This is a genomic window from Kitasatospora sp. NPDC058115 (genome assembly GCF_042884635.1).
Lineage (GTDB): Bacteria > Actinomycetota > Actinomycetes > Streptomycetales > Streptomycetaceae > Kitasatospora.
Map to the genome: position 1 here is coordinate 176,011 of NZ_JBHVTL010000019.1, position 14,969 is coordinate 190,979.

Genomic DNA, 14,969 nt, shown 5'->3' on the forward strand with positions numbered 1-14,969 from the left:
GCGGAACTACCGCCGCTGAGCCAACGGCGGGGCGGGGATTGTCGGTTGGGCGTGCTGTACTCCCGGCATGACGCTTGATGACAACACGCCGGCCGGTCGCGTCCGCTCCGCGGAATGGGAGGCCGCCCTGGCTCAGGCCTTCGGGGAGGTGCTCGGGCGGCCGCTCGCCGAGTACGACGGCGACGCCCGCTACGGGGCCTACTACACCGGCAACTTCCTCGCCGAGATCGAGCTGGACCAGGATCCGCGGTGGGTCGGGCGGGCCGTGCTCGCGGGGGAGGAGACGGTCACCACCGGGAGCCTGCTGCTCTGCCCGCCCGGGGACCTCGACGAGACGGACCTGGTCTTCGACCCGAGCCGCTCGCTGTTCCACGTCGAAGTGCGGGGACTGCCCGAGGAGTTGGCGCCCTTCGCGGCCGATCTCGCCGCTGCCGTCGAGGAGTCCGGGGCCGGGCCGTGGGAGGGTGCGCTGCTGGGGGCGGACCTCGGGCGGATCGCGGAGCGCCACGGGGTCGACCTGACCTCCGACGGGCTGCCCGGGAAGCTGTGGACGCTCCGGCAGTTGCGGCTGGCCTCCGGGGACACCCTGCTGGACGCCCTGCTCGCCGCCACCGGCCTCTCCGGCGCCACCTCGCCCGAGCTGATGCCGCCCGGTCTCGGCGACTCCGCGGACGCGGTGGACGACGAGGCGCACGAGCACGTCGCCGAGGTGGCGGACCCGGCGCTGCGCGACTACCTGGCCGCCTTCTGCGACCCGGAGTCCCACGACCTCGCCCTCGCCCTGTACGGCGGGTTCGACGAGGACGAGGAAGGGGAGGGCGAGGAAGGCGAGGAGGACGAGGACGACGAGGAGGACACCGTGGTCATCGCCTGGGAGGGCGCGGTCGACCAGTACGAGATCACCGTCCTTCGCCTGGAGGCGTGAGACCCCGGGCCCTCCCGCACGGGAGGGCCCGGCCGCCACCGGATAGGGTCGCTGCGCGAACCGATGTGCGGTGCGCGTGGACCGAAGGAGCTGACGTGGGCGAGGCCGTCTCCCCCGAGACCGGTGCCGACACCGTGGACCCCCGCCGGGGCGCGGAGCTCGCGGCACGCTGGTGGAAGTGGGCGCTGTCCGCCCCCGTGGAGCGCAGCCCGGTCGCCGACACCACCGGCGAGTTCGCCGGCTGGCGGCAGCCCGCGGACGTCTGGTTCCTGGCCGGCACCTACGGCGGCCGCGTCGTGCGCCGCTGCCCGATCGCGGCCGGGACGCCGGTCTTCTTCCCGGTGTTCAACACCCAGCGGATCGCCCTCGGCCTCTCCGCCGCCCCGTGGCGCGTCGAGCACTCCCGCGCCGAGGCGGCGCTCAACGGAGTCCCTTTGAAGGTGCACGAGTTCACCTCGAAGCGCTTCCTGGCCACCGGCGTCCCGCGCGTCGCCTGGGGCCTGTGGTGCGCCCTGGACCCGCTGGCGCCCGGCCAGTACGTGCTCTCCATCAAGGCCGACGCCGGCGGCTTCCTGGTCGACACCACCTACCACCTGGACGCCGTCGCGTTCTGATCGGCGCGGACCGCCGTCGTCTCGGCTCACAGGTGCGCGAGCAACCCGCGCAGCGGAGCCGGCTCCTGCCCGGCCTCCAGCGCCTCCACCAGCAGGTGCCCGTAGCGGATCTTGCGCCCCGACTTCGTTCCCATGAAGCGCCGCAACTGCCGCTCCGCCGCCCCGCCCTGGTGCGCGGGCTGGCGGACGAAGGTCTGCCAGGCCGGGAGGTCGCCCTCGGCCCGGACGATCTCCTCCACCCCCGGCACGCCCAGCGCGCGGATCAGCTCCTCCTCCAGGTCCGCCACGCACACGAAGAAGCCCCCGCCCGGCGCCCCTGCCCGCTCCAACCCGCGCCGGTAGAAGCCCTGTTCGTTCTCGTCGCAGAGCCCGGCCAGCCGCAGCCCCAGCCCGGGCGGCCCGAGCAGGCCCGCGTAGCGCGCGACGTTCATCGCCCCGCCCATCGAGACGACGCAGACCCCCTCGCCCGCGAGGTCCCGCCCGGCGCGCGCCGCCAGCGTCCCGACGGCGGCGAGGTCGCTCGGCCCCTCCACCAGCACCGCCGTCCGCACGCCCAGGTGCTCCGCCAGCTCACTCGCCCGCTCACCCGCCGGCTCGCCCGCCGCGCCGCCGGGACCGCCCGCCGCCCAGTCCGCGACCGCGTCCCGGAACGCTTCCATGTCCGCCATGGGCCCGATTCTGCCCCGGCCCGGGCCCTCGGACCCCGGAATTTCCCGCCGCGCCCGCCGTCCTGCCCGCCGCGTCCGCCGTGCCGGCCGTGCCGCCCGCCGCGCCCCCCGCCTTGCCCGCCGCGCCCGCCGGTGCCGTCACGGCCGGCTGAGGTAGGTGAGGACCGCGAGGACCCGGCGGTGGCCGCTGTCGGCCGGGGCGAGACCGAGCTTGGCGAAGATGTGGCCGATGTGCTTGTGGACGGCGTTCTCGGTGATGACGAGCCGGGCCGCGATCGTGGCGTTGTCCTTGCCCTCGGCCATCAGCGCCAGCACCTCCCGCTCGCGCGGGGTGAGCGCCGCGATCGGGTCCCGGGCCCGCCGGGTGAGGAGCTGCCCGATCACCTCGGGGTCCATGACGGTGCCCCCGGCGGCGACCCTCCGCAGCGCGTCGATGAACTCACTGACCCGGCTCACCCGGTCCTTGAGGAGATAGCCGACGCCGCCGCGCCCGTCGGAGACCAACTCGCCCGCGTACTGCCGCTCGACGTACTGGGAGAGGACCAGCACCGGCAGCCCCGGGTGCCGGCGGCGGGCCCGGAGGGCGGCGTGGATGCCCTCGTCGCGGTAGGCGGGGGGCAGCCGGACGTCGACGATGGTGGCGTCCGGCCGGTGCTCGTCGACGGCGGCGGCGAAGCCGGGGGCGTCCTCGACGATCGCGGCGACGTGGAACCCGGCGGCGGTCAGCAGGAGTTCGAGCCCGTTGGCGAGCAGGACGTTGTCCTCGGCGATCACGATCCGCACGGCAGGCTCACCCCCAGCGTGGTCGGGCCGCCGCCGGGGCTGTGGAGGCGGACGGTGCCGTCGAGCGCCCGGACGCGGTGGCGGATGCCGGCGATGCCGGTGCCCCGCGACTCGTCGGCGCCTCCCACGCCGTCGTCGGTGACCTCCAGCGACAGCCGGTCGCCGTCGCGGGCGACGCGGACGGTGGTGCGGGTGGCCCGGCTGTGCTTGGCGGCGTTGGTGAGCGCCTCGGCGACCGCGAAGTACGCCACGGTCTCGACCGCGGCCGGGACGGCGCCGAGGTCACCGAGGTCGAGGGTGGTGTCGAGCGCCGAGCCGCTCGCCAGGGCGGCGAGCGCGCCGGGCAGGCCGCGGTCGGCGAGGATCGGCGGGTAGATCGTCCGGATCACCGCGCGCAGCTCCGCCATGGCCTCCTCGGTGCAGGCGTGCGCGTCCTCCAGGAGCCCGGCCACCCTGCGCGGGTCCTCGTCCAGCAGCTCACGGGCGACGCCCAGCCGGATCGCGATGGCCACCAGCCGGGCCTGGGTGCCGTCGTGCAGGTCGCGTTCGATCCGGCGCAGTTCCGCACCGTGCGCGTCCATGGCGCCGGCCCGGGTCTCGGTCAGCGTCTCCACCCGCCGCGTCAGCCGCTCGGCGGCGGAGGGGGCCAGCAGCGCCACGCACCCGCGGGCGTGCAGCCGCGCCAGCGGGGGGACCAGCCAGCAGGTCAGCGCCGCGAAGCAGGCGAACTGCGCCGTCCCCAGGGTCAGCGCGGTGCCCCAGCCGGTCAGCGGAACCCCGGCGGCGAACCCGCCCGCCCGGGTCCCGGCGGGCAGCGCCCACCACAGCGGGACGGTGACGGCCGTGGTCAGCGCGTTGCCCGCGCACATGACCACGACCAGCCCGCACACGGGACCGCTCACCACGCAGGCGCCCAGCCACCCGAGCACCCGCCACGGGCCGGCCCGGACGGGGCCCGAGCACGGCAGGAGCAGCAGTCGTTCGGCCCGGCGCCGGTGCCAGGACGCCCAGGCGCGGGCCCGGGTGGGGACGACGAGGACGGGCAGCGTGAACAGGGCGACCGCGGCGGCGCCGAGGCCTCCCAGGAGGTAGCCCAGGCCGCGCCAGGTCGCCGAGAGCCGGCCGGCTCCATGGTGGTTCATTCGCACGAGTCTGCGCCATGGCGGCAGGCCCGCGCACTACAGCCCACCACCCTCTTTCCCGGCCCGCGGGCGGTAGCGCCCGCGCACCCCGCCCGGGCCTAGCGTCGACGCCCATGACGAGCCGATCCCTCACCCGGACCCTGGCGCTGGCCGCCATCGTGACCACGACCCTCCTCACCTCCGTGCCCGGCGCGACGGCCGCCGGACGGCCGGGGCCGCTGCCGCCGGGGCCGCTGCTCCAGCGCGACGCCGACGCGATCACCGCCCTCGGCGTGACGGGCGCGCAGGCCCGCCGGACCACCGCCGACGGCCGCAGCCTGGTCGCCACCAGCGGTGTCGCCGAGGTGACGACGGGCCGGGCCGTGTCGCCGGACGGCCACTTCCGGGTCGCCAGCGTCACCAAGACCTTCGTGGCGACCGTCGTCCTGCAACTCGTCGGCGAGGGCAGGGTGTCCCTGGACGACCCGGTCGAGCGGTGGCTGCCCGGCGTGGTGTCCGGCAACGGCAACGACGGCCGCGCGATCACCGTCCGCCAGTTGCTCCAGCACACCGGCGGCCTCCACGACGACTACCCGGACTACACCTCGGCGGAGGACTTCCAGCAGCACCGGTACGACTCCTACACCCCCGAGCAGACCGTCGCCCGGGCGATGGCCCACCGCCCGGACTTCCGGCCCGGCGAGCGCTGGCAGTACGGCAACACCGGTTACGTCCTGCTCGGCATGATCGTCGAGCGGGTCACCGGGCGGCCCTGGCACACGGAGGTCGGGGAGCGGATCACCGGGCCGCTCGGCCTCTCCCACACCTTCCGGCCGGGCGCGTCCCCCGCGCTGCCGCAGCCGCACGCCCGGAGCTACCAGCGCTTCGGGCCCGGCGAACCATTGGTGGACGTCACCGAGCAGGTCGGCCAGGGCACCAACGGGGAGGCCGGGCTGGTCTCCACCACCGCCGACCTCAACCGGTTCTTCTCCGCCCTGCTCGGCGGAGAACTCCTCAAGCCCGCCCAACTCCGCGAGATGAAGCGGACGGTGAAGGTCGGCAACGAGTTCGGGCAGCTCATGCCGCGGGCCCGGGACGGCCTGGGGCTCTTCTCGCGCCCGCTGTCCTGCGGCGGGCGGTACTGGGGCCACGAGGGCGGCGACGCCGGGTGGGTCACCGCCGCCGCCGTCACCGCCGACGGCCGGCGCGGTGTCACGGTCTCGCTGTCGGGCGTCGTCGCCGACTCCGACAGCGACGTCCTGCGGGTGGAGCAGGCGATCGGCAAGCTGGTCGACGACGCCCTGTGCCGCCCGTAGCGCGTTGAGCGTGCTCAGCGCGTGGAGTGGGAAGTCGGCGGGTCCGACTTTCCACTCCACGCCCTACGCCGTCTCCGCCGTGACGCTGTCGAGTTCGGCGGCCGGGTACGGTGTGCGCCTGCTCTCCCCGAGGAGCCGGCGCTGGAAGCCGTCCAGGACGAGGGCGGTCCGGGCGTGCCGGTCGACGACCGCCGCGACCTGCGGCGGCACGCCGTCGGGCCGCCGGCCCGCGAGCCACTGCTCCAGGAAGACGGTCGCCTCCGTGCCGCCCCGGTGGCGGTCGAGGAGGTGGTGACGGAGCAGATGGGCCGCGGTGTAGTCGCGGTCGTAGGCGCGGTGCAGGTCGAGGAACCGCCGCTCCTCCGCCGAGAGTTCGAAGTCCTCGCTCAGGGCGAGCCCGAAGTCCGCGAAGCAGACCCGCCGGCCGTCGGTGAGGAGGTTGTCGAAGTGGGCGTCGAAGTGCACCAGGCCGCGCGAGCGCAGGAAGGCCGCGCCCCGCGCCACGGCGTCCGCCGCCCACCCGTACACGGCCGGGTCCTCCTCCCGGTGCTCGCGCAGCCAGGACGTGAGCGTCTGCGGCAGGTGTTCCAGGAAGAGCACCAGGCTGTGCCGGGCCCGCCCGACGGCCTCCAGCCGCTCGCGCACGGCGGGGGAGCCCTCCCAGTGGGCCACGGCGCCGTCGACGCCGCCGAGAAAGTCCATGAAGCCCCCGGGCGCGGCGCCCGGCAGCACCCGCCAGTGGTACATCAGGGGGAAGCCGTCGGACTCCCCGCCCAGGACCCAGTGGGTGGTCAGGGTGTGCGCGGCCAGCTCCCGCCAGGCTCCGAACCCGGCCGAGCCGATCCCGTACTGGTAGAAGGTCGGCAGCCCGAAGAGGTTCGCCGTGGAGCGGACGTTCTCCGGCCGCAGCTCCGGCTCCGTGAGCGGCACCCTCTTGACGAACACCCGCGTCCCGCCGACGTCCAGCGCGGCCGACGTGCCGCCGACGCCGGACCCGAGCGGCTCGGCGGACGCCACGAGCTCCCCGATCCGCCGGTCGCTCAGCAGGGACAGCCGGGCCGCCACTGCCCGGTGCGCGGCAAGCCGTGCCGTGCCGGGTTCCTCGACGTGACGCATCCACGACTCCTCGCTCGGTGAGCGTCCCAACCTAGGGTCTGTCTCTTGGATCCTTGCCGGGTCCGCGACGCCTGGGCACGCACGCCCCCAGCCTCCGGCCGGGAGGTACCCCCACGCCGCGTTGTCGTCGGTCGCCAATGGCCCCCAGCCTGGCGGCCGGGAGGTGCCCCCACCGCAGTGGCTCCCTCCTCCGCCTTGCGATGCACGCACCCAGACGCCGCGGCCTGATCCGACAAAATCCAAGAGACAGACCCTAGTGGCGTGTCCCGTGGACCAGGCCGGGGCCGGCCGACCGGACGTCCGGACGGTGCCGGTCCGGCCGGAATTGGTCGAGGTCGCCTCCGAGGGCCTCCAGCGCAGCCCCCGCTGCCCCGCCGGGCCGGTCCGGCGGGGCAGCCCCCGGCTACCCCGCGGGGCAGCCCCCGCCACCCCGGCGGGCCGGCCCGCCGGGTCGCCCAGGTGGTGCGCCGCCGGTGGGACCGGAGCGCCGGCGAGGGTGAAACGGTGCTCTCCGTCGCGGAGTTGGCCGCCGCCGAAGACTGGTGGGGCCGTCCGCGCGGCCGGGTCCGCCGACCCGTCCGGCGGCGTGCCGCGGGTTGAAACGCACTGCACCGTCACGGGGTTCATGCACAGGGGCCTAATCAGCCATTCTCGATCCGGCCACCGGGCCGCTCCGTGAACGGATCAGCGATGGCTAGGTTGACCGTGACAACGAGAGGTGGCCGCCGGGCAGTCGGCGCCGCCCTGGCGAAAGGTGCCCGACATGCAGGTGAGCGTCGACCGGGACCGTTGCTGCAGCTCCGGCATGTGCGTGACGAACGCCCCCGAGGTCTTCGAGCAGGACGACCGGGACGCCCTGGTGAGGCTCCGTCAGACGGACCTGCTGCCCGCGCAGGTCGACGGCGTGAGGCTCGCCGCCGAGCTCTGCCCGGGCCGGGCGATCACCGTCACCGAGGACGAGCCCGCGCGGACCGGGGCCTGACGGACCCCCCCGCCGCCGGCCCCGCGGGCCGCCGGGAACCTTCCCGGGCCCCGAACCCCACGAGAACACCCGCGACGTGAGGAGACCCCTGCCGTGACCACCGCACCCACCACCCCCGCGCTCCCCCTGCCGGCCCGGCACTCCGGCGGCTGTCCGTTCGGCCCGCCGCCCGCGTACCCCGAGGCCGCCGCCACCGGACCGATGACCAGGGCCGAGCTGCCCGACGGTGACCTCTGCTGGCTGGTCACCGGCTACGCCGAGGTCCGCACCGTGCTGTCCGACCGCCGGTTCAGCGCCGACATCCGCCACCCCACCTTCCCGCTGCTGATCGCCGGCGCTCGCGAGCTGATCACCGACAACCCGGACTTCCTGCGGCTCGACGACCCCGAGCACGCCCGCCAGCGCCGCATGCTCACCGGGGAGTTCCTGGTCAAGCGGGTGGAGACGCTGCGCCCGGAGATCCAGCGGATCGTGGACGAGGCGCTGGACCGGATGACCGCGGGCCGGACCACGGCCGACCTGGTCACCGACTTCGCGCTGCCGGTGCCCTCGCTGGTGATCTGCCTGCTGCTCGGCGTGCCGTACGAGGACCACGACCGCTTCCAGCGCCTGAGCCGCACGATGCTCAGCCAGGAAAGCACCGTGGAGCAGCTCCGGGAGGCCCAGGAGGAGGTCCGGGAGTACCTGCGCGACCTGACGACCCGCAAGCGCGCGCAGCCGGAGGACGACGTCCTCAGCCGGCTCGCGGCGCGGGACGACCTGACCCCGGACGACGTGGCCGGCATGGGTGTGCTGCTGCTGATCGCCGGGCACGAGACGACCGCGAGCATGATCGCGCTGTCGACCGCGCTGCTGCTGGATCAGCCCGAGCAGATCCCCGCCCTGGCCGACCCGGCCACCCTGCCGGGCGCGGTGGAGGAACTGCTGCGGCTGCTGACCATCGTGCACACCGGCCTGCCCCGGGTGGCGCTGGAGGACGTGGAGCTGGGCGGCGTCACCGTCCGGGCCGGGGAGGGCGTGATGGCGCTGCTCTCCACCGCCAACCGGGACGAGGCGGTGTTCGGCGGCGCCGGTCACCGGGCGACGGACGAGCTGGACCTCTTCCGGGACGCCCGGCGGCAACTGGCGTTCGGCTTCGGCGTGCACCAGTGCCTGGGCCAGCCGCTGGCCCGCGCCGAACTCCAGATCGCCCTGGAGACGCTGTTCCGCCGGCTGCCGGGGCTGCGGCCGGCCGGCGAGCGCGAGTTCCGCACCGAGTCGTTCATCTACGGGATGCGGTCGCTGCCCGTCACCTGGTGAGCGGGGCCCGACGCCTGTTGCCGCCCGGCGGGAACGGCCGCAGCCGTCCCCGTTCGGCCTCCGCCGGATCTCCCGGACCCGCGCCCGGAACGACGCGCTCCTAGGACCAGGCGGTGCCCTTGGTGGAGCACTCCGGCACCTGGCTGCCCTTCAGGGAGTACGCCTGGAAGGTGAACTGGTCGCCGGACTTCGTCCTGGTGACGGGCGTCCGGTCGGACGACTGGCCGTTCACGCCGCTCTGCCGGCGGTGCCGGAGCGTGCCCAGTGAGGCTGGAATTGCCCTTCTGCCAGGTCACCCTGGTCGCCGTGTCGTCGTCGACGCGGTTGTCCCGGAGGCGGGAGGTGTCGGGCTCGCTGATGCACTCCACGCCCGCCCGGTTGTTCGGGGAGCGCAGCGAGGTGGTCCTGGCGGTGGCGGGTGCCACGGCCAGGGAGACGGCGGCCAGGGCCATGGTGGCGGTGACGACCGCGCGGCTCAGGTGGTTCACGGGTTCCTCCAGGTCCTCGGACGGATGACCCGGTCCTGTGAGCCGGTGTCGGCGCCGGGCAACGGCACTCCGGTGTCCCGGACGCGTCCGGCGTCCGGGACGGCCCGGGCGGCCGGTCGGACCTCAGCGCTGTTCCCGTTCCCGCTCCCGTTCCCGCTCCCGTTCCCGGGCGAAGCGGCGGACGAGCGGGGCGAGGTAGTCGGCGTGCGGGCCGGGGAGGCCCGGCAGGTCGGCGGGGGAGCGGACGAAGGCGAGCTCGACCAGCTCCCGTTCCGGTGGTGCGAGGGCGGCGAAGCGCTCGCGCAGGGCCGCCTCCGGCAGCGGCGGGGCGAGGAAGAGCACGCCGACGCTGCCGTAGCGGCCACGGGTGACCGCCCAGAGCGCCAACTCGCCCGGCCCGGCGCTCACTCCGGTCTCCTCGGCGAGCTCCCGGACGGCGTTGCGGCGCAGCGCGGCGAGGTCGAGGCGCTCGCCGTCGGGCGGGGGTTCGACGGCGCCGCCGGCGGGCTGCCAGCGTCCGGGGGCGGCCGTGGCCGTGGACATCCGGCCGACGAGCAGGCGGCCGTCCTCGGTGGGCTGGAGCACGCTCACGGAGAGGGAGGCGGTGGGGGCGGCGGAGGCGGTGACGCGGCGCAGCGCGTAGTGCCGGTAGGTCACGCGTGACCAGGCGACGTGGAGTTCACCGGGGCGCGGCCAGGAGGTGCCCGAGCACGCCACCACCGGGCCGTCGAAGAGCGCGGGGTTGGCCAGGACCATCTGCGCCCAGGCGTCGTCGCGGGCCCGCCGCTCCTCGGCGGTGAGGCGGGGGGCGGGCACTTCGGCGAGCCGGATGCGGCGGACGCCGAGCACCTCGGCGGGCGGCGGGAGGAGCTGCGGGGGTGTCTCGGGCATCCGCCCATGGAAGCAGTCGGCGTGCTCCCGGGTCAGCCCGACGCGGCGGGAGAGGGCGGGAAGCCGTGGACCCGGTCGGTGGCGGTGACCACCCAGAGCGGGAACTGGTCGAGCGGGATCGGCGGCGAGGCGGGGAAGTCGGGGCGCAGCACGGCGGCGGGGAAGAAGGCGACGTGGCAGCGGTGGCAGAACCAGGCGGCCTGCCAGACCTGGTGGCGGCGCTGCCAGAGCGTCTGCTGCATGGGGTTGGGCCGGGCGGCGTCGCGCAGGTGGCGCCTGCGCGCCACGGTGTGCGAGGCCAGCGCGACGCAGAGGAAGAGGACGGGGACGAGGAACCGTCCCATGTCCCGGCCGAGTTGGTAGGCGGCGTCGTAGCCCTCGTCCGCACCGGATTCGGTGATGAGGGAGACGACCGAGCCGAGGGTGAAGACCCCGGCGAGGACGAAGAAGCTGATCGCGGTGCCGCCCATCCGGTAGGGCGCCTGCTGCGGCGCGGGCGGCGGGGCGAGCCTGGCACGGGACGGCTCGTCGAGCGGCGGCTGGGCGCCGGGCGCGAGGGCCTGGGGGACGGCGACGGTGCAGTCCGAGGCGGAGCACTGCGGGCAGGTGGCACTCATCGGGCGGTCGGCTCCTGGGGCGTATCGAAACTGTGTGCGCGAAGTACAGCACAGAAGCCCAACCCCCCGTCACCGGCCGACGCGAGATCGACGGGCGGGACAGGTGGTCGGATGGTGTAGGTGGTGAAGCCGGCGTGCTCGCCTGTCGGAGCGAAGCCTGCTTTGAGCAGCACGCGGCCGGAGGCGACGTTCTCCGGGTGATGTCTGGCGTGGATCTCGGGCAGTCTCAGGTGACCGAACCCCAGGACGGTCATTCTGCGAACCGCTTCGGTGGCATGGCCCTTCCCCCAGGAATCCGCGCGCAGGATATAGCTGAGTGTGGCGACGGGGCGGTCCAAGTGGAGCTTGACGATCCCGATCAAGTCGCCGTCGAGGTCAAGGCCCAAGGTGGAGACGGTGCTTGGGAAACGGATGCTGGAGACCGCAGCCTCGCCCGCAACCCGACGGGCCTCCGCGTCGTCCATCGGGCCGCGGCCGAGGAATCTGGTCGATGCGGGGCTATAGATGCAGAGGAGCGCGCCGGCGTCTTCCAGGGTCAGCTTCCGAAGTGTCAGCACTGCTCGACCGCTTCCACCAGATCGGCCAACTCGGCGGCTGTCGGCCGGTCCGTTGCCCCGGCCAGCAGGGCGGGACGCAGGCGGTCCTGGAAGGCTGGCCAGGGTGTCGCGGTGGCCAGCGGGACGACCCTGTCGGCGATGGCCCTACGAAGGTCTTCCACAACTGAGCCCGTGCTGAGTCCGGCCGCTTCGTAGTCCAGCGGCCACCTGCCCGTGACGCAGGTCCATAGGGTTCCGGCGAGGGCGTAGACGTCTGCGGCCCGTGTCGTGTTGACGGGTTGGGGGCCGGTGATGATGCGGGCGGCCAGCTCGGGGGCGGTGAGGTGGATCATCGTGCCGTCGAACCTTGTCCATGGAGTGGTACCGGTTCTCCGGGACCAGGCGAAATCGAGCAGGCGGACCGTCCCGTCCTCCCCGTGGATGCCGTGCTGGGGCTGGAGGTCGCCGTGCACCCACCCCTCGGCGTGGAGTTCGGCCACGGCTCTGCACAGCCCGGAAGCAGCGGCGAGCGCCTCCGCCCGTCCGCCGTCGCCCTTGCGTACCGGGCGGAACGCCTGCCAGGTGGACGGCCCGGCCAACCACGGGGTGACGTACCAGACGCCGTCGTCGAAGCGGCCGGCCGTCACGGTGTATCCGGCGAGCTGGTCCAGCACCGAGGCTTCGCGGGCGGTGACTTCGGCGGCCTCACCGGTGCCGAGCTTGATGCTCGCCACGCCTTGCGGACCGGCGGCCTTCCAGACGGCCGACCCTCGCCGGTTGGTGATCTCCTCCAGCTCCAGCGGCCCGCAGATGGCCGCTGCGGCCTTCAGTGCTTCTGCGGCCTCGGAAGCGAACTCGCCCATTCTCTCACTGCCTTCCAGTCACAAGGGATGTCTTCGAACACGTCGCGGCCGTCGTCGACGGCCTCGGCCACCGTCGCCGCGAGGTCGGGTGTGTTTGTCAGGAAGTTCGGGTCCAAGGGGCGGATCGCCACGCGCACTGGAAGGAACGAGAACGGCGCCGGAGGGATGCTGCGTCCGTCGCGGCCGGTCTCGACGACACCCTGCACGAACTTGCCGAACATGATGCCGGTCTGACTGTAGAGGTTCTTGAGGGCCCAGTGCGGCCAGGCCAGCAACTCGTGGTGATCGGCATCGGTGCACTGTCCGAGCATCACCACGTTCTCGCACGCCAGCGTGCCATGCGGCCGTGATGCAAGGGGGCGAATCCACTCAGCGGCCTGCACACCCGCGTGGAACAGCTCCGCTTCGACAGCATACCGACGGGCGCCGGGCAGGATCTCGTAGACGGTCCACCCGGTCATCAAGCGTGTCGTGGAAGGCCGAAGGAACGGGCAGTGCTGCTCCAATGCGGGCAGGTAGGCACTTACATCCACACTGACGGGGTGCGCGCTCCGGGTCTCGGTGAGACGGAGCGCCCCGGCGGTCGGCCGGGGCGCTCCGTCGAATGTCGGGGTGATCACCGGGTGATCGCCACCGAGGTCAGGTCATCGCCGTCGCCCGGAGCGGGCGAGCAGTTCCATTCGGCCCAGACCTCGCCGGACTCGCGGTAGCGGGTCAGGGACTTGGTGTTGACCGTGCCGTCGGCGTTGGTGAACCAGATCGCCGGGAGCGGACCGTATGCCTCCTCGTATACGTCCACCCAGGAGATGAAGCCCGTGCCGGCGCTCTCGACGTGTACCAATGTGCGTCCCGCGTGCTGGATCGTGAGCGCGTGGTACGCGGCCGGGTCCTCGGTGAGTCGGTGCCACGCCGCGTCGATGGCGCCGGAGAACATCTCCGGCGCGGCCTGGGCCGCATCGATCCGGCGCGCGGCGATTGTGAAGAACTTACCCAGCTCGTCCAGTTCGGGGTTGGGCTTGAAGGTGGTGGTGCGCATGGGTCTCTCCCATCGGGTTGGCGCTGCTCTGCGTCCTGGAGTGGTCGAGCAGCGCTGGAGAGCGGCGCGGCTGCTGCTCACTCGCCCTCGCTGTAGCAGGACACAACGCTACGCAGTCGCCTCGTTACCCATTACGCTGTGTCGGTGTCCTAGTGCACTCAATGACTGATCATCAGGGAGTCCGGTCGATGGCTGCTCGCAATACGTTCACGAAGATCGCAGACCACTACCGGCAGGAGATACTGGCCGGGAACCTCGACCCTGGGGCTCGGCTCCCCACGCAGCGCGAGCTGTGCAAGTCCTGGGGGGTATCCACCGCAACAATGACCCGAGCGTTGCAGCAGCTCGTCGTTGAGGGGCACCTCTACACGTCGCCGCGCGGAACGTTCGTCGCCGATGAACCTGCGGTCACCGCCTCCGGCCGTGATCGACTGCTTCGCGTGCAGCGCGTCCGGTCCAGCTTGATGGACCAGGAGACCAGTATCGTGACCGTCGCCGAACTCAGGGTTCCTCCGCTCTACGTCCAGGAGATCTTCGGTCTCGACCCCGGCGACCAGCTCGTACGGAGGGAGTTCGTCACTGGACGAGGTAGGCATCGCACCATGTATCAAGGGGTCTACTACCCAGCTGAGTTCGCGGTGCTGGTGCCTGATCTTCTGAGCACGGCGCCGGGCAAGAACGCCGGACTACTCGGCAGAGTCCTTGAAACGACCCAGCGAAGCATCACGCATGCGCGGGACGACATGCACGGCCGGACCGCCAATCAGCGAGAGGCGGCAGCCTTGGGGGTGCCCAACGGGGCCGCGATCCTCGCTGGGGTCCATCGGTGGTCGGACGAGAACGGTGTCATCGAGTACGGCGAGTGGTGCATTCCGACGCGCTTCACTGTTGGCTACGAGTACGGGTCCTGACGGCGCTTCGTCCCTGGATTCGACCAGGGCGAAGAGTAGCTGTGGGCGTAGGCCAAGCAGTGGGCCTCGACCGGGAACCAGGTCGAGGCCCACGCGGGTTGATCGCGTCAGATGGCGTCGAACTCGCCTGCCTGGATGGCGGTGACGAAGGATTGCCAGGCGTCGGCGGGGAAGATGAGGGCGGGGCCTTGGGGGTCCTTGGAGTCGCGAACGGGCATGACGCCGGTGTAGCCGTCGGCGACCTCGACGCAGCCGCCACCGCCGTCGCTGTGTGTGCTCTTACGCCATTGGGCTGTCGTGAGTGCCGCTTCGACGTTGTCGGTCATTTGGGGCCTCCCGGGTCCGGGTGGATTTGCGCTGTGTTCACACGGTAGGTGTGTTGAGGGGCCGGGTGAATCGCAGAACCGGCCGCATGCGCGAGGGCCCTGGCCGCCGTTGCGGTCAGGGCCCCTGGGTGGTGAGGTTCAGATGGTGCCGAACTCGCCGGCCTGGATGGCGGTGACGAAGGATTGCCAGGCGTCGGAGGGGAAGACGAGGGCGGGACCGGTCGGGTCCTTGGAGTCGCGGACAGGGGCGAGTCCCGGGAAGTTGTGGGCGACCTCGACGCAGCTTCCCCCGTTGTTGCTGTAGGTGCTCTTGCGCCATTGGGCTGTCGTGAGTGCCGCTTCGACGTTGTCGGTCATTTGGGGCCTCCCAGTCCGGGTGGGTTTGCGCTGTGTTCACACGGTAGGTGTGTTGAGGGGCCGGGTGAATCGCAGAACCGGCCGCATGCGCGAGGGCCCTGGCCGCCGTTGCGGTCAGGG

20 protein-coding genes are annotated in these 14,969 nt (G+C 73.0%); 7 read left to right on the forward strand and 13 right to left on the reverse strand.

What is annotated here, in order from left to right; translation table 11 throughout:
• The first annotated feature begins 67 nt into the window (after positions 1–67).
• Both ACFVVL_RS21380 and ACFVVL_RS21385 read left to right on the forward strand, forming a co-directional pair.
• Positions 68–925: a hypothetical protein gene (locus ACFVVL_RS21380; RefSeq protein WP_387677476.1), complete on the forward strand. Its 858-nt coding sequence runs from the start codon at positions 68–70 to the stop codon at positions 923–925.
• Between the two features lie 95 nt (positions 926–1,020).
• Positions 1,021–1,539: a hypothetical protein gene (locus ACFVVL_RS21385; RefSeq protein ID WP_380292820.1), complete on the forward strand. Its 519-nt coding sequence runs from the start codon at positions 1,021–1,023 to the stop codon at positions 1,537–1,539.
• A gap of 26 nt (positions 1,540–1,565) precedes the next feature.
• Here ACFVVL_RS21385 and ACFVVL_RS21390 read toward each other — a convergent pair whose 3' ends face one another.
• The 3 genes from ACFVVL_RS21390 to ACFVVL_RS21400 form a co-directional block, all read right to left on the reverse strand.
• On the reverse strand, positions 1,566–2,207 hold the full coding sequence (locus tag ACFVVL_RS21390; protein WP_387677479.1) for a TOPRIM nucleotidyl transferase/hydrolase domain-containing protein: 642 nt from the start codon (positions 2,205–2,207) through the stop codon (positions 1,566–1,568).
• 138 nt (positions 2,208–2,345) lie between these two features.
• Complete coding sequence (locus ACFVVL_RS21395) at positions 2,346–2,990, reverse strand: LuxR C-terminal-related transcriptional regulator (RefSeq protein ID WP_387677480.1); 645 nt, start codon at positions 2,988–2,990, stop codon at positions 2,346–2,348.
• Positions 2,978–4,132, reverse strand: coding sequence for a sensor histidine kinase (locus ACFVVL_RS21400; RefSeq protein ID WP_387677483.1), 1,155 nt, complete (start codon positions 4,130–4,132; stop codon positions 2,978–2,980). Before ACFVVL_RS21400 ends, ACFVVL_RS21395 begins: the two co-directional genes overlap by 13 nt.
• A gap of 113 nt (positions 4,133–4,245) precedes the next feature.
• On the opposite strand from ACFVVL_RS21400, the gene ACFVVL_RS21405 reads away from it, so the two are divergent.
• The gene (locus ACFVVL_RS21405) at positions 4,246–5,427 is read left to right on the forward strand and encodes a serine hydrolase domain-containing protein (protein ID WP_387677486.1); all 1,182 of its coding nucleotides are present in this window, start codon (positions 4,246–4,248) and stop codon (positions 5,425–5,427) included.
• A 63-nt stretch (positions 5,428–5,490) separates the two neighbouring features.
• Here ACFVVL_RS21405 and ACFVVL_RS21410 read toward each other — a convergent pair whose 3' ends face one another.
• Complete coding sequence (locus tag ACFVVL_RS21410; protein WP_387677489.1) at positions 5,491–6,543, reverse strand: protein kinase family protein; 1,053 nt, start codon at positions 6,541–6,543, stop codon at positions 5,491–5,493.
• A gap of 763 nt (positions 6,544–7,306) precedes the next feature.
• Here ACFVVL_RS21410 and ACFVVL_RS21415 point away from each other — a divergent pair.
• On the forward strand, positions 7,307–7,525 hold the full coding sequence (locus ACFVVL_RS21415) for a ferredoxin (protein WP_387677491.1): 219 nt from the start codon (positions 7,307–7,309) through the stop codon (positions 7,523–7,525).
• 93 nt (positions 7,526–7,618) lie between these two features.
• A complete protein-coding gene (locus ACFVVL_RS21420; protein ID WP_387677493.1) occupies positions 7,619–8,824 on the forward strand; it encodes a cytochrome P450 in 1,206 nt (401 codons plus the stop codon).
• A 100-nt stretch (positions 8,825–8,924) separates the two neighbouring features.
• Here the strand turns inward: ACFVVL_RS21420 and ACFVVL_RS21425 are convergent, their stop codons facing one another.
• Positions 8,925–9,056 carry a hypothetical protein gene (locus ACFVVL_RS21425; RefSeq protein ID WP_387677495.1) on the reverse strand — a complete coding sequence of 44 codons (132 nt, stop codon included), beginning with the start codon at positions 9,054–9,056 and terminating at the stop codon, positions 8,925–8,927.
• Positions 9,057–9,181: 125 nt separating this feature from the next.
• Here ACFVVL_RS21425 and ACFVVL_RS21430 point away from each other — a divergent pair, with 125 nt between their 5' ends.
• A complete protein-coding gene (locus tag ACFVVL_RS21430) occupies positions 9,182–9,340 on the forward strand; it encodes a hypothetical protein (RefSeq protein WP_387677498.1) in 159 nt (52 codons plus the stop codon).
• Between the two features lie 95 nt (positions 9,341–9,435).
• Here ACFVVL_RS21430 and ACFVVL_RS21435 read toward each other — a convergent pair whose 3' ends face one another.
• The 6 genes from ACFVVL_RS21435 to ACFVVL_RS21460 all read right to left on the reverse strand — a co-directional run bounded on the left by ACFVVL_RS21435 (position 9,436) and on the right by ACFVVL_RS21460 (position 13,255).
• Entirely contained in the window at positions 9,436–10,203 is a 768-nt protein-coding gene (locus tag ACFVVL_RS21435; RefSeq protein WP_387677501.1) for an NUDIX hydrolase, read from the reverse strand.
• Positions 10,204–10,235: 32 nt separating this feature from the next.
• Entirely contained in the window at positions 10,236–10,820 is a 585-nt protein-coding gene (locus ACFVVL_RS21440; protein WP_387677503.1) for a hypothetical protein, read from the reverse strand.
• On the reverse strand, positions 10,817–11,377 hold the full coding sequence (locus tag ACFVVL_RS21445; RefSeq protein WP_387677506.1) for a GNAT family N-acetyltransferase: 561 nt from the start codon (positions 11,375–11,377) through the stop codon (positions 10,817–10,819). Before ACFVVL_RS21445 ends, ACFVVL_RS21440 begins: the two co-directional genes overlap by 4 nt.
• Positions 11,371–12,219: a hypothetical protein gene (locus ACFVVL_RS21450; protein WP_387677509.1), complete on the reverse strand. Its 849-nt coding sequence runs from the start codon at positions 12,217–12,219 to the stop codon at positions 11,371–11,373. Before ACFVVL_RS21450 ends, ACFVVL_RS21445 begins: the two co-directional genes overlap by 7 nt.
• Positions 12,183–12,680, reverse strand: a complete 498-nt coding sequence (locus ACFVVL_RS21455; RefSeq protein ID WP_387677512.1) for a hypothetical protein — start codon at positions 12,678–12,680, stop codon at positions 12,183–12,185. The genes ACFVVL_RS21450 and ACFVVL_RS21455 overlap by 37 nt, the downstream gene beginning before the upstream one ends.
• A gap of 155 nt (positions 12,681–12,835) precedes the next feature.
• The gene (locus tag ACFVVL_RS21460; RefSeq protein WP_387677515.1) at positions 12,836–13,255 is read right to left on the reverse strand and encodes a hypothetical protein; all 420 of its coding nucleotides are present in this window, start codon (positions 13,253–13,255) and stop codon (positions 12,836–12,838) included.
• 188 nt (positions 13,256–13,443) lie between these two features.
• Between ACFVVL_RS21460 and ACFVVL_RS21465 the strand changes: the two genes are divergently transcribed.
• On the forward strand, positions 13,444–14,166 hold the full coding sequence (locus ACFVVL_RS21465; RefSeq protein ID WP_387677517.1) for a GntR family transcriptional regulator: 723 nt from the start codon (positions 13,444–13,446) through the stop codon (positions 14,164–14,166).
• Positions 14,167–14,273: 107 nt separating this feature from the next.
• On the opposite strand, the gene ACFVVL_RS21470 is transcribed toward ACFVVL_RS21465, so the two are convergent.
• Positions 14,274–14,492 carry a DUF397 domain-containing protein gene (locus ACFVVL_RS21470; protein WP_387677520.1) on the reverse strand — a complete coding sequence of 73 codons (219 nt, stop codon included), beginning with the start codon at positions 14,490–14,492 and terminating at the stop codon, positions 14,274–14,276.
• Positions 14,493–14,630: 138 nt separating this feature from the next.
• Positions 14,631–14,849: a DUF397 domain-containing protein gene (locus ACFVVL_RS21475; protein WP_387677522.1), complete on the reverse strand. Its 219-nt coding sequence runs from the start codon at positions 14,847–14,849 to the stop codon at positions 14,631–14,633.
• Between the last annotated feature and the right edge of the window lie 120 nt (positions 14,850–14,969).

Coding starts and splice junctions, on each gene's coding strand:
- ACFVVL_RS21380 (WP_387677476.1), top strand. CDS start 68: ATGACGCTTGATGACAACACGCCGGCCGGTCGCGTCCGCTCCGCGGAA.
- ACFVVL_RS21390 (WP_387677479.1), bottom strand. CDS start 2,207: ATGGCGGACATGGAAGCGTTCCGGGACGCGGTCGCGGACTGGGCGGCG.
- ACFVVL_RS21400 (WP_387677483.1), bottom strand. CDS start 4,132: ATGAACCACCATGGAGCCGGCCGGCTCTCGGCGACCTGGCGCGGCCTG.
- ACFVVL_RS21405 (WP_387677486.1), top strand. CDS start 4,246: ATGACGAGCCGATCCCTCACCCGGACCCTGGCGCTGGCCGCCATCGTG.
- ACFVVL_RS21410 (WP_387677489.1), bottom strand. CDS start 6,543: ATGCGTCACGTCGAGGAACCCGGCACGGCACGGCTTGCCGCGCACCGG.
- ACFVVL_RS21415 (WP_387677491.1), top strand. CDS start 7,307: ATGCAGGTGAGCGTCGACCGGGACCGTTGCTGCAGCTCCGGCATGTGC.
- ACFVVL_RS21430 (WP_387677498.1), top strand. CDS start 9,182: ATGCACTCCACGCCCGCCCGGTTGTTCGGGGAGCGCAGCGAGGTGGTC.
- ACFVVL_RS21435 (WP_387677501.1), bottom strand. CDS start 10,203: ATGCCCGAGACACCCCCGCAGCTCCTCCCGCCGCCCGCCGAGGTGCTC.
- ACFVVL_RS21440 (WP_387677503.1), bottom strand. CDS start 10,820: ATGAGTGCCACCTGCCCGCAGTGCTCCGCCTCGGACTGCACCGTCGCC.
- ACFVVL_RS21450 (WP_387677509.1), bottom strand. CDS start 12,219: ATGGGCGAGTTCGCTTCCGAGGCCGCAGAAGCACTGAAGGCCGCAGCG.
- ACFVVL_RS21455 (WP_387677512.1), bottom strand. CDS start 12,680: ATGACCGGGTGGACCGTCTACGAGATCCTGCCCGGCGCCCGTCGGTAT.
- ACFVVL_RS21460 (WP_387677515.1), bottom strand. CDS start 13,255: ATGCGCACCACCACCTTCAAGCCCAACCCCGAACTGGACGAGCTGGGT.
- ACFVVL_RS21465 (WP_387677517.1), top strand. CDS start 13,444: ATGGCTGCTCGCAATACGTTCACGAAGATCGCAGACCACTACCGGCAG.
- ACFVVL_RS21470 (WP_387677520.1), bottom strand. CDS start 14,492: ATGACCGACAACGTCGAAGCGGCACTCACGACAGCCCAATGGCGTAAG.
- ACFVVL_RS21475 (WP_387677522.1), bottom strand. CDS start 14,849: ATGACCGACAACGTCGAAGCGGCACTCACGACAGCCCAATGGCGCAAG.